The organism is Polaromonas sp. (assembly GCF_043778355.1).
In the GTDB taxonomy this organism is placed as follows: domain Bacteria; phylum Pseudomonadota; class Gammaproteobacteria; order Burkholderiales; family Burkholderiaceae_C; genus Polaromonas.
The window spans coordinates 17,389-31,849 of record NZ_JAYWHI010000031.1 but is presented as its reverse complement, the minus strand read 5'-3'; the positions used below and the strand labels follow the sequence as shown (position 1 = coordinate 31,849).

Sequence of the window (14,461 nt, the reverse complement as noted above, 5' to 3'; positions counted from 1 at the left end):
TCTTACGGAGAGCTTCATGCTGCTCACGAAAAAATCCCACGGTGTCCATGGCGATCAGGCGCAGCGCGCAGGATCTGCACGTTTTATTCAAAGCCTTTCGCGCGGCCTGTCCAATGCGCTGCCCACCATGGACCGTCGCGCCTTCCTGCGCCGCTCCGGTTTGGGTGTCGGCGTGGGCCTGGCTGCCACGCAGCTAACCCTTGTCAAAAAAGCCAAGGCCGCGACGCCCGGCGCCGGTGACGGCACCGGGAAAATTGAGGTCAAACGCACGGTCTGCACCCATTGCTCGGTGGGCTGTGCGGTCGATGCTGTGGTCGAAAACGGCGTCTGGGTGCGTCAGGAGCCGGTGTTCGACTCGCCGATCAATCTCGGCGCGCATTGTGCCAAAGGGGCCGCCTTGCGCGAGCACGGTCATGGCGAATACCGCCTGCGTTATCCGATGAAGCTGGTCAACGGCAAGTACGAACGCATCAGCTGGGACGTGGCGCTCAACGAGATCACCGCCCGCATGCAGGAGCTGCGCAAGGCCAGCGGCCCGGACTCGGTGTACTGGGTGGGTTCGTCCAAGCACAACAATGAGCAGGCGTATCTGATGCGCAAGTTCGTCAGCTTCTGGGGCAGCAACAACTGCGACCACCAGGCGCGCATCTGCCACTCCACAACCGTGGCCGGGGTTGCCAACACCTGGGGCTACGGCGCCATGACCAATTCCTACAACGACATGCAGAACAGCAAATGCGCGTTGTACATCGGCTCCAACGCCGCAGAGGCGCATCCGGTCAGTCTGCTGCACATGCTGCACTCCAAAGAGACTGGCTGCAAGATGGTCGTGGTGGACCCGCGTTTCACCCGTACCGCCGCCAAGGCCGATGAATATATCCGCATCCGTTCCGGCTCCGACATCCCCTTCCTGTTCGGCATGCTGTATCACATCTTCAAGAACGGCTGGGAAGACACCAAGTACATCAACGACCGCGTTTATGGCATGGACAAGGTCAAGGAAGACGTGATGGCCAAGTGGACACCCGATAAGGTTGAAGAAGCCTGCGGTGTGCCCGAAGCCAAGGTCTACATGGCTGCAGAAATGATGGCCAAAAACCGGCCATCCACCATCGTCTGGTGCATGGGTCAGACCCAGCACACGATTGGCAACGCCATGGTGCGCGCGTCGTGCATCCTGCAACTGGCGCTGGGCAACGTCGGCGTTTCCGGTGGCGGCACCAATATTTTCCGTGGCCACGACAACGTGCAGGGCGCGACCGACGTCGGCCCCAATCCCGATTCGCTGCCTGGCTATTACGGTCTGGCCGAGGGTTCGTGGAAACACTTCGCCAAGACCTGGGGCGTGGACTTCGACTGGATCAAGGGCCGCTACGCCTCGCCGGCCATGATGGGCAAACCCGGCATCACGGTATCGCGCTGGATTGATGGCATATTGGAGAAAAATGAGTTCATTGATCAGGATGCCAACCTGCGTGGTGTGGTGTTCTGGGGCCATGCACCGAATTCACAGACCCGCGGTCTGGAAATGAAGCGCGCGATGGACATGCTGGACCTGCTGGTGGTGATTGATCCTTATCCGTCGGCCACTGCGGCCATGGCGGCCATGCCCGGCAAGGCTGAAGACCTCAATCCTAATCGGGCGGTCTATTTGCTGCCAGCGGCCACCCAGTTTGAAACCAGTGGTTCGGTGACGGCCTCCAACCGCTCGATCCAGTGGCGCGAAAAAGTGATTGAGCCGCTGTGGGAAAGCCGCAGCGACCACATGATCATGCATCAGTTGGCCGAGAAACTCGGCTTTGCCAAGGAACTGTCGAAGAATTACAAGATGCAAAAGGTCAAGGGCATGGACGAGCCCGTGCCTGAGGACATCCTGCGCGAGATCAACAAGACCTGCTGGACCATTGGCTACACCGGTCAGAGCCCAGAGCGTCTGAAAGCGCACATGCGCAACATGCACCTGTTCGACGTCAAGACCCTCAGGTCCAAAGGCGGCAAGGACAAGGAAACCGGCTATGACACCACCGGCGACTACTTCGGTCTGCCTTGGCCGTGTTACGGCACACCCGAGATGAAACATCCCGGCTCACCCAACCTGTATGACACCTCCAAACATGTGATGGACGGCGGTGGTAACTTCCGCGCCAACTTTGGCGTGGAGCGCGAGGGCAAGAGTTTGCTGGCAGAAGACGGCTCCCACTCGAAAGGGGCGGACCTCCAAACCGGCTATCCGGAACTGGACCATCTGCTGCTGAAAAAGCTCGGCTGGTGGGACGAACTGACCGAGCCGGAAAAAGCGGCGGCCGAAGGCAAGAACTGGAAGACCGACCCGTCGGGCGGCATGATCCGTGTGTTCATGAAGGGCCATGGCTGCCATCCTTTTGGCAATGCCAAGGCGCGGGCTGTGGTCTGGAATTTCCCCGACGCGATTCCGCAGCACCGTGAGCCTTTGTACGGCAACCGTCCGGATCTGATGGTCAAGTACCCGACACACGATGACAAGAAAGCCTTCTGGCGCCTGCCGACGCTGTACAAGACCATCCAGCAGAAGAACCTTGCGGACAAGGTGCACGAGAAGTACCCGCTGGTCATGACCTCGGGTCGTCTGGTGGAGTACGAGGGCGGTGGCGAGGAAACCCGCTCCAACCCCTGGCTGGCCGAGTTGCAGCAGGAGATGTTCATCGAGATCAATCCGAAAGTGGCGGCAGAAAAAGGCATCCGCAATGGTGAGCGCGCCTGGGTCAGCACGCCGACCGGCGCGCGCATCAATGTGCAGGCCATGGTGACCGAGCGGGTGGGGCCAGACACCGTCTTCCTGCCGTTCCACTTTTCAGGCCGGTGGCAAGGTGCCGACATGTTGGCCTATTACCCGAACGGCGCGGCACCTGTGGTGCGCGGCGAAGCCATCAACACGGCGACGACCTATGGTTATGACAGCGTGACGATGATGCAAGAGACCAAGACAACGGTATGTAATGTGGAGAGGGCATAACCATGGCACGCATGAAATTTGTTTGTGATGCAGAGCGTTGTATTGAATGCAACGGTTGCGTTACCGCCTGCAAAAACGAAAACGAAGTCCCTTGGGGTGTCAACCGACGCCGCGTGGTCACATTGAACGACGGTGTGCCCGGTGAAAAGTCGATCTCGGTGGCTTGCATGCATTGCAGCGATGCACCCTGCATGGCGGTGTGCCCGGTCAACTGCTTTTACCGTACCGAAGAAGGTGTGGTCTTGCATGACAAGGATGTCTGCATTGGCTGTGGCTACTGCTCTTACGCCTGCCCCTTCGGTGCACCGCAGTTCCCGTCGCAGGGCACTTTTGGTGTGCGCGGCAAAATGGACAAGTGCACTTTCTGCGCCGGCGGCCCCGAAGTCAATGGCAGCCAGGCCGAGTTTGAAAAGTATGGCCGCAACCGTCTTGCGGAAGGCAAGTTGCCAGCCTGTGCCGAGCAGTGCTCGACCAAGGCCCTGATCGCTGGTGACGGCGATGTCGTCGCCGACATCTTCCGTAACCGCGTGGTACAGCGCGGCAAGGGCGCCGAAGTCTGGGGTTGGGGCACAGCCTACGGTGCCAAGCAGGCCGGACAGCCACCAGCCAATGGAGCCAAATCATGATGCGCCTCGTATTGATGACCGCTGCCGCGCTGGGTCTGGCTGCCTGTGGCGACAAGCCCCAGACCTCTGCTGGCGTCAAAAGCGATGCCCCGGCATTTCAGAGCGTTACCGGCCCCGGCAATGCCTACAATGCGCCCGGCTGGAAGGCGGGCGACAAGACCGCCTGGGAGCAGCAGCTCACGACCCGCTTGCAGAACGGGCAAAACGAATACAACCGCGTGAAGTAAGGGAGTTCTCATGCAACGCCCATCGCGAGTCCTTGCAGCTCTGGTTTTCATCGCCCTCGGGTGGTCGGCTGGCGTTTCGGCCCAAACGGCGGCCGCACCGGCGGCTGCGGCAGTAGCCCCCGCACCAGTCGCAGCTACCGGCGGCATCCAGAGCCAGAATATTTTTCAAGTCAAGCCAGACGCCAGTGCCGACCCCAACTACGCCAGCCAGACCAATGGCGAGCGCGCCAAAGTCCAGCCGGGCAATAACGCGCCCATGTGGCGTCAGGTCGGCGCCGGTGTCACGGGTCTCAGCAGCCTGCCCAAAAGCGAGGCCCCTGAAGCTGGCAACCTGATCCAGCCCTTTGTGCAGTACCCCGGCTCACGCCTGACCAACGCCGGTGAAGCTTGGCGGCAAGTGCGCAACAACTGGCTGATTCCTTATGGCGGTTCGCTGCTGCTGATCGTGATAGGTGCGCTGGCGTTCGCCTATTTCGCCAAGGGCCCGATGAAGACGACGTTGCCTGCAACAGGTCGGAAAATCGAGCGTTTCACGCCCTTTGAACGTGCCGCGCACTGGGCGAATGCGATCGCATTCGTTGTGTTGGGTGTGTCTGGTGTCGTGATGGCCTACGGCAAATTTTTCCTGCTACCGATCATGGGTACAACCCTTTTTGGGTGGTTGGCTTACGCCTTGAAGAACTTGCACAATTTCGCAGGGCCTCTTTTTGCGGTGTCGCTGGTGGTGGTGTTTTTCACTTTTGTGAAAGACAACTGGCCTGAAAAGGGGGATTTGCAGTGGGTGCTGAAAGGTGGTGGCATGTTGGGTGGCGGGCACGCACCTCCTACCAACCGCTTCAATCCTGGATCAAAGATTATTTTCTGGGGTGGTGTTTTCTTCCTCGGCATCATCATCATCGCATCAGGATTCGTTCTGGACAAAATCGTACCTGGACTGATTTACGAGCGCGGCACCATGCAGATTGCCCACATGGTTCATGGCGTTGTCAGCGTTTTGATGCTGGCCATGTTTTTGGCCCATGGCTATCTGGGATCGATTGGAATGGACGGCGCCTACGACGGTATGCGTCATGGCTACGTCGATGAGGCTTGGGCTCAGCAACACCATGAGTATTGGTACGACGACGTGAAGGCTGGCAAGATTCCCGCCCAGCGCAGCGAGTCTGCCCCTCCCGGTCAGACTGTTCAGGTTTAAGGAGTCAATTCGATGAAGCGCATGAAAAAAATCCTGATTACTGCTTGCCTCGCAGGCCTGCCCCTGTTGTCTTTGGCCAAATTGCCAGCCCTCAGCGACGAAGCCAAGGCCAAAGCTGCCGAGGCTGCAGCCAAGGCGGCTTGGGCCGGCAAGGTGGACGGCTACCTGCTCTGCAAATCGCTGGACAAGGTCGCTGCCGGGTATTACAAAAATGCCAAAGCGGCCGGCAAGGAAACCAAGCCGCCGACAGCAACGCCACCGTGCGCCGACCCCGGTGCATTTGCGTACAAACCGCCGGAGGCGGCCAAGCCGATCGAAGCGGCTGGCGCGCATTCTCCGGCTGCTACCGCGGTGAGCCCTCCCAGCACCAGGCAGCCTGACGCGGTGGTCAATCCAGCCAAAAAATCCTGAAAATTTCTTGGCGTTTGACCCAGGCCGACCCGCAAGGTGTCGGCCTTTTCTTTTTGCTGTAGTCTTCTGCGATGCCTCTTTCTTCATTGCCCCACCTCACGCGCGCGCGGGCGCCGCTGACCTGCGAGATCGATGCCGTCAACGAATACGGCGAGGCGCAGAAGGTCGCGATCCCGGCCGAGCGCGCCTTGACGGTTTACGTCGACAAACGGGAGCTCGTGACCTTGATGACTTTGGGCGCTCATCCCGAACTGCTGGTGCTCGGTTACCTGCGCAACCAGCGCCTGGTGCGGGAGGTGGGCGACATCGAGTCCATCACGGTCGACTGGGATGTGGGCGCTGCTGCTGTCAAGACGCGGCATGGCATCGCCGACATTGAGGAAAAGACCGCCAAACGGGTGGTCACCACAGGCTGCGGGCAGGGCAGTGTGTTTGGCGGGCTGATGGACGAGGTTGACCAGATCGCCCTGCCGGCAGGTGCCCACATCACGCAGGGTCAGTTGTATTCCCTGGTCAACACCATACGGCTCAAGGAGACAACCTACAAATCTGCCGGATCGGTGCACGCGTGTGCGTTGTTTGCCCTGACGGGCGGTGATCCTGAAATGCTTTTATTTGTGGAAGATGTGGGGCGCCATAACGCGATCGACACCATCGCCGGCTGGATGTCCATGCAGGACAGTCCGGCGGTGAGCGAAGCGAACAAAATTTTCTACACCACCGGCCGCCTGACCAGCGAGATGGTCATCAAGTCGGCGCAGATGGGCGTGCCGATTGTGGTTTCGCGCAGCGGTATCACCCAGATGGGCCACCAGGTCGCGCAGGCGGTCGGGCTGTGCGCCATTGGCCGCGCCACCAACAAGCGCTTTGTCTGTTATTCCAGCGCGCAGCGGCTCCAGCTGGAACCTGCGCTGGCGGGTCCCAAGCCGCGCGCAGCGGCATCAGAGCCCTGACAAAAGCAACAAGTCCAGCCCCGGTTCAGGGCTGTGAACTTTGCGGTATGGTCTGTTCATGAATCCCCTTTTCCTCAAACTCGGCTGGCGCACCCTGCTGCGTGACCTGCGTGCAGGCGAGCTGCGTCTACTGATCGTGGCGGTAACGCTGGCGGTGGCTGCGCTGACTGCCGTCGGTTTTTTTGCTGACCGCCTCAAGGGTGGCCTGCAGCGTGATGCCCGTCAGTTGCTCGGTGGCGATGCCGTGCTGCGCAGCGATGGGGTGACGCCCGAGGTGTTTGTGGCCAAGGCGCGCAGTCTGGGCCTGCAGGCGATCTCGACCGTGACCTTCCCGACCATGGGCCGCGCTCTCGAAGCCGACGGCGGCGCCAGCAAGCTGGTGGCGTTCAAGGCTGTGCCTGAAGGTTACCCCCTGCGTGGCAATGTCACCGTCGCCGACAGCGTCGAGGGTGCCGGCGCAGCCACGCGCGAGATTCCGGCCTCGGGCACGGCCTGGGCCGATGCCTCTTTACTCGATGCGCTGGGCCTGCGCGTGGGCCAGACCCTGCTGATGGGCGACGCCAGCTTCAAGCTCACACGCGTGATCGTGCAGGAGCCGGACCGGGGTGCGGGTTTCATCAACTTTTCGCCGCGTGTCATGGTCAACAGCGCCGATCTGGCCGCCACCAAACTGATTCAGCCGGCCAGCCGCACCAACTACCGCTTCGCGGTAGCGGGCAACCAGGCGGCGGTGAAAACCTATGTGCAATGGGCCACGCAGGAAATCAAAAAAGCCGACATGCGCGGCGTGCGCCTGGAGTCGCTCGAAAGCGGCAGTCCCGAGATGCGCGAGACGCTGGACCGCGCCGAGAAATTTCTCAACCTGGTGGCCTTGCTGGCGGCCTTGCTCAGCGCCGTGGCGGTGGCCATCGTGGCGCGCGGTTTTGCCGCCAAACACCTCGACGACTGCGCCATGCTGCGTGTGTTGGGCCAGCCGCAACGCACCATCGCGCTGGCCTACACCTTCGAGTTTGTGCTGGCCGGCATGATGGCCAGCGCGCTGGGCGTGCTGATTGGTTACGGCGTGCATTACGGCTTTGTCCTGCTGCTGGCCGGCCTGGTTGAAACCGTGCTGCCGGCCGCCACCCTCTGGCCCGTGGCCTTTGGCATGGGCATGGGGCTGACCTTGCTGCTGGCTTTTGGCCTACCGCCGGTGCTCCAACTGGCGCAGGTGCCGCCGCTGCGCGTGATCCGCCGCGATGTCGGCAACCTGCGGCCGGCATCGCTGGCGGTGTTGGTGGTTGGCATGCTGGGTTTTGCGGCCTTGCTGGTGGCGGCCAGCAGCGACCTCAAACTCGGCTTGATCGCCGTCGGCGGGTTTGCCGGCGCCGTTCTGGTGTTTGCAGGCAGCAGCTACCTGGCGGTGCGGCTGCTGCGCGCCAGCGTCAATGAAGCCACCGCACCGCGCTGGCTGGTGCTGGCCACGCGCCAGCTCTCGGCGCGCCCGGCCTATGCGGTGGTGCAGGTCAGCGCGCTGGCGGTTGGCCTGCTGGCGCTGATGCTGCTGGTGCTGCTGCGCACCGACCTGATCAGCAGTTGGCGCAATGCCACGCCGCCCGATGCACCCAACCGTTTTGTCATCAACGTGCAGCCGGAGCAGGGCGAGGCTTTCCAGAAGGCCTTGCGTGATGGCGGCGTGAGCAAGTTCGACTGGTACCCCATGATTCGCGGCCGCCTGGTGGCGGTCAACGGCAAGCCCGTCTCGCCCGACGACTTTACAGATGACCGCGCCAAACGCCTGGTGGACCGCGAGTTCAACCTGTCCAACAGCAGCGACATGCCTTCGCACAACCAGGTGGTGGCCGGGCGCTGGACAGCCGATGAACAAGACGCCATCAGTGTGGAAGACGGGATCGCCAAAACGCTGGGTCTGAAGCTCGGTGATGCCCTCAGCTTTGACATCGGTGGGCAGGTCAAGGTCACCAAGATCAGCAGCCTGCGCGAAGTCGACTGGGGCTCGATGCGCGTCAACTTTTTTGCAATGTACCCGGTGGCGCAACTGACCGACGTGCCGGTGTCCTACATCAGCGCCTTTCGCGCACCCGAGCGGGTGGCCGCAGTGGCTGGCCAGCCCACTCCGCGCAGCTTCGACAATGAGCTGGTCAAGGCTTTCCCCAACATCACCAATGTTGACATGAGCAGCACCATTGCGCAGGTGCAGCGCGTGCTCGACCAGGTGATTCGCGCGGTCGAATTTTTGTTCGGCTTCACGCTGGCTGCCGGTCTGGTGGTGCTGTTTGCGGCCATCACGGCGACACGTGAGGAGCGCGCGCGCGAGTTCGCCATCATGCGCGCCGTGGGTGCGCGCGCTTCGCTGCTGCGTCAGGTGCAGCGTGCCGAGCTTGCCGGTGTCGGCCTGCTGGCGGGCTTTCTCGCGTCCCTCGTGGCGCTGGCGGTGGGCTGGGGCCTGGCGCGTTTTGTCTTCAACTTCAACTGGACCGGCTCCTGGACCGTTCCGCTTCTCGGCAGCCTGGCTGGCGCTGCGCTGGCGCTGGCGGCGGGGTGGTGGGGCTTGCGCTCGGTGCTGACCACGCCGGTGGTCGAGACGCTGCGTAAAGCACAATAAGTTTTCCCTGCCTGTCATCCCGGACTCGATCCAGGATCCATGCCGCATGAACCACCAGCCCAGTTCCCGGCGCATGGATTGCGGATCAAGTCCGCAATGACAAGTCCTTTTTGAACTTCCTTCTCAGCAACATGCAAATCGAAGAAAAACCACCTGGCACACCGCCGTTCGATACCCCCTTCGCCTGGATAGGCGGCGAAGACAAAGTCAAAGCGCTGGTGGAACGCTTTTACGACCTGATGGACCTGGAGCCCGGCTACAGCGCACTGCGTGCCGCGCACGGCAGTGAGCTGGTCAATGCCAGGCAGCGCCTGTTCTGGTTTTTGTGCGGCTGGCTTGGCGGGCCGCAGCACTACACCCAGAAGTTTGGTCACCCCAAACTGCGCCTGCGCCACATGCCGTTTGCGATCGGCATCCTGGAGCGCGACCAGTGGCTGGCCTGCATGGACCAGGCCATGGGCGAGACCGGGGTCGATGAAGAGTTGCGCACGCGGCTGCGCGCCTCGTTTTTCCAGACGGCCGACTGGATGCGCAACACCCTGGCCTAAGCTCGTTCGGGCACTCCACCCGCCCCCGTTTGAGCACCACAGCCTCTCCCGTTCGGGCTGAGCCTGTCGAAGCCGTGCGCACAAATTGCTATTGATTCAGGAGCGTCTCATGCTTGCCCGCTAAGGGCTGTAGGCACTTTTTGCATATAAATAGCGAGTCAAAAACAGCCTTCAATCAGCAGCGGATTCAGTTTGATAGATGAAATCGGCCTCTAGCCCACGGCCAGTGGGCGCAAGCAGCTCCTGAATTAATAGCGAATTGGCGGTTTCGGCTCTGCGCCAGCAACACCACCAGCGCGCCCGCGCCCCCTTCGGCCGGCCGTGCCTGCACAAAGGCAATCACTTCGGCTTTCTGGATCAGCCAGCTCTGCACCCGGCCCTTGAGCACCGGGGTCTTGCCGGGTGAGCCCAGGCCCTTGCCGTGCACCACCCGCACGCAGCGCAGCCCCGCCTTGTGCGCTTCGCGGATGAAGACCGACAGCGCATCGCGTGCGTCCTCGCGGCGCAGGCCGTGCAGGTCGAGCTGGCGCTGGATGCTCCAGCCGCCACGCCGCAGCTTGCGCACCACGTCCGGTCCCATGCCGGGACGGCGAAAACTCAGCGCCTCGTCGGTGTCGAGCAGGCTTTCGACATCGAAGCCGTCGGAGATGGCCTCGCGCATCACCGCCAGTTCGTCGCGCTGATGCTGCACCGGAATTGGCGCGGCTTGCACCTGCGGAAGTTTTGCACGCTGACCCGGCAGGTGTTTGGCGGGCAGGGCCTTGACGGGGCCGATGGCGCGCGAGAACAGCTCTTTTTCAGCTTTCGCCTTGGCAGCCGCTGCCGCGCGCGCCGCCTTGAGTTCGGCTTCCTGGCGCGCCCGCGTCTCAATTTCGAGCTTGACGGCCTTGAGCCCTTGCAGGTCCTTGATGGTGGCGGCTTTGGCGGGCATGGGTGTCAGAGCAATCCGAGTTCGGCCATGGACACCGCCTGCGTGCTGGTCACGACGAAATGGTCCAGCACGCGCACATCGACCAGGCCCAGGGCGGCCTTGAGGGTTTGCGTCAGCGCCTCATCGGCGCGCGATGGCCTGGCTTCCCCGCTCGGGTGGTTGTGCGCCAACACCACGCTGCTGGCGTGTAGCGCCAGCGCACGCACCACCACCTCGCGCGGGTAGACTGAAGTTTGCGTCAGCGTGCCGCGAAACAGCTCCTCCAGCGCAATCAGCCGGTGCTGGCTGTCGAGAAACAGCACCGCAAAAATTTCATGTGGCCGGCTGCCGAGCTGCAACTGCAGGTAGTCGCGCACCGCCTGCGGAGTGCTGAACAGGGGTTTGTCCTGCAGTTGCCGGGCCAGTGCGCGGCGGGCCAGCTCCAGCACCGCGACGAGCTCGGCGCGTTTGGCCGGCCCCAGGCCCTTGATGCGTTTCAGATCTTCTGCGCTGGTGTGCAGCAGCCCAGCCACACCATCAAAGGTGTCCACCAGCTCCTGGCCCATCTGCAGCGCGTTTTTGCCGGGCAGCCCGGTGCGCAGCAGCAGGGCCAGCAGTTCGGCGTCGCTGAGCGCGCCGGGGCCGCGGGCCAGCAGCTTTTCGCGGGGGCGGGCGTCTTCAGGCAGGTCTTTGAGCAACATGGGGAGGTTCAGCCTATCCGGTGGGTAAAACGCGGTGACAGCAGCAGTATCAGGGCTAAAGGGGGCCGGTTTTCCGTGCCCGGACAGCACTTTCTACAATAGGGGCAGTTTACAAAACAGTTGTTGCCCGAAAGTTTTATGTCCACCGTGGAAACATCCGCCCCCGCCCTGGTCCAGCCCGGCTCGTTTTTGACCCTGCATTACCGCATGGCTGGCCCGGACGGGGCCGACATCATCAACACCTTTGGTGGCAAACCCGCCACCTTGAGCCTGGGCACGGGCGAGCTGTCTCCGGCCATCGAGCAGCGCCTGCTCGGCCTGCCCGAGGGCACCCGCACCAGCTTTGCGTTGCCGGCCGGTGAGGCCTTTGGCGAGCGCAACCCCGATCTGCTGCAATGGGTGGCGCGCAAGCTGCTCAACGAGCTCGGTGACCCGCACGAGAAATACAGCGTCGGTGACGTGGTGCAGTTTCCGACGCCTGACGGGATGGGCCAATACGCCGGTTCGGTGCAGCAGGTCAAGGAGGGCGGCGATGCGGTGCAGTTTGACTTCAACCACCCGCTGGCAGGGCAGCCGGTGGCGTTTGAAGTGCAGTTGATCGGCGTTTTATGACTGACAAAGCCTCTCCGCAAGAAATCATTTTGGCGGAGCCGCGCGGCTTTTGTGCCGGTGTCGACCGAGCGATTGAAATCGTCGAACGCGCGCTCGGCAAGTTCGGCGCGCCGATCTACGTGCGCCACGAGATCGTGCATAACACCTACGTCGTCAACGAGCTCAAGGACAAAGGCGCGATTTTTATCGAAGACCTCGACGACGTGCCGCCCGGCGCGACGCTGGTGTTCAGTGCCCATGGCGTCAGCAAGGCGACCGAACGCGAAGCCGAAAGGCGCGGATTCCGGATTTTTGACGCCACCTGCCCGCTGGTGACCAAGGTGCATGTGGAAGTGGCCAAGCTCAACAAGGAAGGCTACGAGTTCATCATGATCGGCCACAAGGGCCATCCCGAGGTCGAAGGCACCATGGGCCAGCTCGACAGCGGCATCCACCTGGTGGAAGACGTGGCCGATGTGGCGCGTATCTCGCCAGCGCAGACCGACAAACTGGCGGTGGTCACGCAGACCACGCTGAGTGTGGACGACGCCGCAGAGATCAGCGCCGCCGTGAAAGCGCGCTTTCCGAATGTGCGCGAACCCAAGCAGCAGGACATTTGTTACGCCACGCAGAACCGGCAGGACGCCGTCAAGGTGATGAGCCCGCAGGTTGACATCCTGATCGTGGTCGGCAGCCCGACCAGCTCCAACAGCAACCGCCTGCGCGAGCTGGCCGTCAAGCTGGGCACCGAGTCCTATATGGTCGATGACGCCAGTGAGCTGAAACCCGAATGGTTTGAGGGAAAAAGCCGCGTTGGCCTGACCGCCGGCGCGTCTGCACCCGAAATCCTGGTCAAACAGGTGATAGACCGCATCAAGGCGCTGGGCGCCGTGTCGGTGCGCAAGATGAGTGGTATCGAGGAAACCATCAAGTTTCCTTTGCCCAAGGGCCTGAGGATGGATGGCACGGCGCTTGATGCGCTGGACAGCGACTTGCACGCGTAGGCCTGAGGATTTTGCTCCTGAATCGATAGCTGCTTGCGCACGTTCGGTATGGGCTAGAGGCTTTTTTCATTCATAAAATCCGGCATGTGGCCGCAATGCCTGGGTCTGCCGCCGCACAAATACAATCAAGCCATGTTAGACATCAACCTGCTCCGAAAAGACCTGCCCTCGGTCGTCACCCGCCTGCAAGCCCGCAAGAACCCGCAAGCCTTCCTGAATGTGGAAGCCTTCCAGGCACTGGAGGCCGAACGCAAGACGCAGCAGATGCGCACTGAAGAACTGCAGAACCAGCGCAACACGCTGTCCAAACAGATTGGCCAGCTCAAGGCCAAAGGCGAAGACGCCGCGCCGGTGATGGCGCAGGTCACGGCCTTCAAGGCCGAGCTCGACAGTTGCGCCGTGCGGCTGGAAGTGATCCAGAGTGAAATGTTGTCCCTGCTGCTCGCGGTGCCGAATCTGCCGCATGAGAGCGTGCCGCCTGGCACGGGTGAAGACGGCAATGTCGAGGTGCGCAAGTGGAGCCCGGTCGAAGGTCCAGGCGGCGAGCCACCGGCATTTGCGTTTGAGGTGAAAGACCATGTCGATGTCGGCCAGCCGCTGGGGCTGGACTTCGAACTCGGCACCAAACTGACCGGCTCGCGTTTTACCGTGATGCAGGGGCCGCTGGCGCGCCTGCACCGTGCGCTGGCCGCCTTCATGCTCGACGTGCAAACGGCCGAACACGGCTACACCGAGTGTTATGTGCCTTACATCGTCAACGCCGATTCGCTGCGCGGTACCGGCCAGTTGCCCAAGTTCGAAGAAGACCTGTTCGCCGCCAACAAGGGCGGGCAGGAGGGCGGAAATGACGAGGTGAGCGAAAACGCCGCGCTCTATTTGATTCCCACATCCGAAGTGCCGCTGACCAACTTCATGCGCGACGAGATCGTGCCCGAGGCCAGGCTGCCGCTCAAGTTCACTGCGCACACACCGTGTTTCAGGTCGGAGGCCGGCAGCTACGGCCGCGACACCCGCGGCATGATCCGCCAGCACCAGTTCGACAAGGTCGAGATGGTGCAGATCGTGCACCCCGACCACAGCTACGACGCGCTGGAGGCCATGACCGGCCACGCCGAGGCGATTTTGCAGAAGCTGGGCCTGCCTTACCGCGTGATGCTGCTGTGTACCGGCGACATGGGTTTTGGCGCGACCAAGACCTACGACCTCGAAGTCTGGCTGCCCGCACAAAACACCTACCGCGAGATCAGTTCGGTCTCCAACTGCGAAGCCTTCCAGGCGCGCCGCATGCAGGCCCGCTTCAAGAACGCCCAAGGCAAAAACGAATTCGTGCACACCCTCAACGGCTCCGGCCTGGCAGTCGGCCGCACGCTGGTGGCAGTGCTGGAAAATTACCAGCGCGAAGACGGCAGCGTTGCGGTGCCGGCTGTTTTGCAGCCCTACATGGGCGGGATGACGGTTCTGGCGCCCTGCTAGAATCTCGTCTTCACTCAGGAGAGGTGGCAGAGTGGCCGAATGTACCTGACTCGAAATCAGGCGTACCGCAAGGTACCGTGGGTTCGAATCCCACCCTCTCCGCCAGTTATGAGTTCGTAGACTTCCGTGGAAGTTCAGAAAATCAGCAAAAAGCCTCGTAGATCAATAGTCTACGGGGCTTTTTTGTTCGTAGAAGTTCGCCAAGGTTCGTTGACAGCCGGTATC

General features: G+C 61.9%; 13 protein-coding genes and 1 tRNA gene. 12 read left to right on the top strand and 2 right to left on the bottom strand.

Features of this window, described 5'->3' with window-relative positions; all coding sequences use genetic code 11:
• Positions 1 to 16: 16 nt before the first annotated feature.
• The 8 genes from ACH2CW_RS04995 to ACH2CW_RS04960 all read left to right on the top strand — a co-directional run bounded on the left by ACH2CW_RS04995 (position 17) and on the right by ACH2CW_RS04960 (position 9,557).
• Positions 17 to 2,992: a formate dehydrogenase subunit alpha gene (locus ACH2CW_RS04995; RefSeq protein ID WP_395055739.1), complete on the top strand. Its 2,976-nt coding sequence runs from the start codon at positions 17 to 19 to the stop codon at positions 2,990 to 2,992.
• Between the two features lie 2 nt (positions 2,993 to 2,994).
• The gene (gene fdh3B, locus ACH2CW_RS04990) at positions 2,995 to 3,618 is read left to right on the top strand and encodes a formate dehydrogenase FDH3 subunit beta (protein ID WP_188707243.1); all 624 of its coding nucleotides are present in this window, start codon (positions 2,995 to 2,997) and stop codon (positions 3,616 to 3,618) included.
• Positions 3,615 to 3,845, top strand: a complete 231-nt coding sequence (locus tag ACH2CW_RS04985; protein ID WP_395055738.1) for a hypothetical protein — start codon at positions 3,615 to 3,617, stop codon at positions 3,843 to 3,845. Before fdh3B ends, ACH2CW_RS04985 begins: the two co-directional genes overlap by 4 nt.
• A gap of 10 nt (positions 3,846 to 3,855) precedes the next feature.
• Positions 3,856 to 5,040 carry a formate dehydrogenase subunit gamma gene (locus ACH2CW_RS04980; RefSeq protein WP_395055737.1) on the top strand — a complete coding sequence of 395 codons (1,185 nt, stop codon included), beginning with the start codon at positions 3,856 to 3,858 and terminating at the stop codon, positions 5,038 to 5,040.
• Positions 5,041 to 5,061: 21 nt separating this feature from the next.
• A complete protein-coding gene (locus ACH2CW_RS04975; RefSeq protein ID WP_395056137.1) occupies positions 5,062 to 5,451 on the top strand; it encodes a hypothetical protein in 390 nt (129 codons plus the stop codon).
• A gap of 71 nt (positions 5,452 to 5,522) precedes the next feature.
• Positions 5,523 to 6,404, top strand: a complete 882-nt coding sequence (locus ACH2CW_RS04970; protein ID WP_395055736.1) for a formate dehydrogenase accessory sulfurtransferase FdhD — start codon at positions 5,523 to 5,525, stop codon at positions 6,402 to 6,404.
• A gap of 58 nt (positions 6,405 to 6,462) precedes the next feature.
• Positions 6,463 to 9,009: an ABC transporter permease gene (locus ACH2CW_RS04965; RefSeq protein WP_395055735.1), complete on the top strand. Its 2,547-nt coding sequence runs from the start codon at positions 6,463 to 6,465 to the stop codon at positions 9,007 to 9,009.
• A gap of 131 nt (positions 9,010 to 9,140) precedes the next feature.
• Positions 9,141 to 9,557 (top strand): group II truncated hemoglobin, encoded by a 417-nt coding sequence (locus tag ACH2CW_RS04960; RefSeq protein WP_395055734.1) that lies wholly within the window; start codon positions 9,141 to 9,143, stop codon positions 9,555 to 9,557.
• A 187-nt stretch (positions 9,558 to 9,744) separates the two neighbouring features.
• Here the strand turns inward: ACH2CW_RS04960 and ACH2CW_RS04955 are convergent, their stop codons facing one another.
• Together ACH2CW_RS04955 and radC are read right to left on the bottom strand one after the other, a co-directional pair.
• Entirely contained in the window at positions 9,745 to 10,488 is a 744-nt protein-coding gene (locus ACH2CW_RS04955; RefSeq protein ID WP_395055733.1) for a Smr/MutS family protein, read from the bottom strand.
• Between the two features lie 5 nt (positions 10,489 to 10,493).
• The gene (gene radC / locus ACH2CW_RS04950; RefSeq protein ID WP_395055732.1) at positions 10,494 to 11,168 is read right to left on the bottom strand and encodes a DNA repair protein RadC; all 675 of its coding nucleotides are present in this window, start codon (positions 11,166 to 11,168) and stop codon (positions 10,494 to 10,496) included.
• Positions 11,169 to 11,306: 138 nt separating this feature from the next.
• On the opposite strand from radC, the gene ACH2CW_RS04945 reads away from it, so the two are divergent.
• The 4 genes from ACH2CW_RS04945 to ACH2CW_RS04930 all read left to right on the top strand — a co-directional run bounded on the left by ACH2CW_RS04945 (position 11,307) and on the right by ACH2CW_RS04930 (position 14,341).
• Positions 11,307 to 11,780, top strand: coding sequence for a peptidylprolyl isomerase (locus ACH2CW_RS04945; protein ID WP_395055731.1), 474 nt, complete (start codon positions 11,307 to 11,309; stop codon positions 11,778 to 11,780).
• Complete coding sequence (gene ispH / locus ACH2CW_RS04940; protein ID WP_395055730.1) at positions 11,777 to 12,763, top strand: 4-hydroxy-3-methylbut-2-enyl diphosphate reductase; 987 nt, start codon at positions 11,777 to 11,779, stop codon at positions 12,761 to 12,763. Before ACH2CW_RS04945 ends, ispH begins: the two co-directional genes overlap by 4 nt.
• Before the next feature lie 132 nt (positions 12,764 to 12,895).
• Complete coding sequence (gene serS / locus ACH2CW_RS04935; RefSeq protein ID WP_395055729.1) at positions 12,896 to 14,236, top strand: serine--tRNA ligase; 1,341 nt, start codon at positions 12,896 to 12,898, stop codon at positions 14,234 to 14,236.
• A 17-nt stretch (positions 14,237 to 14,253) separates the two neighbouring features.
• A tRNA-Ser gene (locus ACH2CW_RS04930) sits at positions 14,254 to 14,341 on the top strand.
• Positions 14,342 to 14,461 lie beyond the last annotated feature (120 nt).

What these genes read in the sequence shown, in the direction of transcription:
- ACH2CW_RS04995 (WP_395055739.1), top strand. Translation starts at nt 17, where the DNA reads ATGCTGCTCACGAAAAAATCCCACGGTGTCCATGGCGATCAGGCGCAG.
- fdh3B (WP_188707243.1), top strand. Translation starts at nt 2,995, where the DNA reads ATGGCACGCATGAAATTTGTTTGTGATGCAGAGCGTTGTATTGAATGC.
- ACH2CW_RS04985 (WP_395055738.1), top strand. Translation starts at nt 3,615, where the DNA reads ATGATGCGCCTCGTATTGATGACCGCTGCCGCGCTGGGTCTGGCTGCC.
- ACH2CW_RS04980 (WP_395055737.1), top strand. Translation starts at nt 3,856, where the DNA reads ATGCAACGCCCATCGCGAGTCCTTGCAGCTCTGGTTTTCATCGCCCTC.
- ACH2CW_RS04975 (WP_395056137.1), top strand. Translation starts at nt 5,062, where the DNA reads ATGAAAAAAATCCTGATTACTGCTTGCCTCGCAGGCCTGCCCCTGTTG.
- ACH2CW_RS04970 (WP_395055736.1), top strand. Translation starts at nt 5,523, where the DNA reads ATGCCTCTTTCTTCATTGCCCCACCTCACGCGCGCGCGGGCGCCGCTG.
- ACH2CW_RS04965 (WP_395055735.1), top strand. Translation starts at nt 6,463, where the DNA reads ATGAATCCCCTTTTCCTCAAACTCGGCTGGCGCACCCTGCTGCGTGAC.
- ACH2CW_RS04960 (WP_395055734.1), top strand. Translation starts at nt 9,141, where the DNA reads ATGCAAATCGAAGAAAAACCACCTGGCACACCGCCGTTCGATACCCCC.
- ACH2CW_RS04955 (WP_395055733.1), bottom strand. Translation starts at nt 10,488, where the DNA reads ATGCCCGCCAAAGCCGCCACCATCAAGGACCTGCAAGGGCTCAAGGCC.
- radC (WP_395055732.1), bottom strand. Translation starts at nt 11,168, where the DNA reads ATGTTGCTCAAAGACCTGCCTGAAGACGCCCGCCCCCGCGAAAAGCTG.
- ACH2CW_RS04945 (WP_395055731.1), top strand. Translation starts at nt 11,307, where the DNA reads ATGTCCACCGTGGAAACATCCGCCCCCGCCCTGGTCCAGCCCGGCTCG.
- ispH (WP_395055730.1), top strand. Translation starts at nt 11,777, where the DNA reads ATGACTGACAAAGCCTCTCCGCAAGAAATCATTTTGGCGGAGCCGCGC.
- serS (WP_395055729.1), top strand. Translation starts at nt 12,896, where the DNA reads ATGTTAGACATCAACCTGCTCCGAAAAGACCTGCCCTCGGTCGTCACC.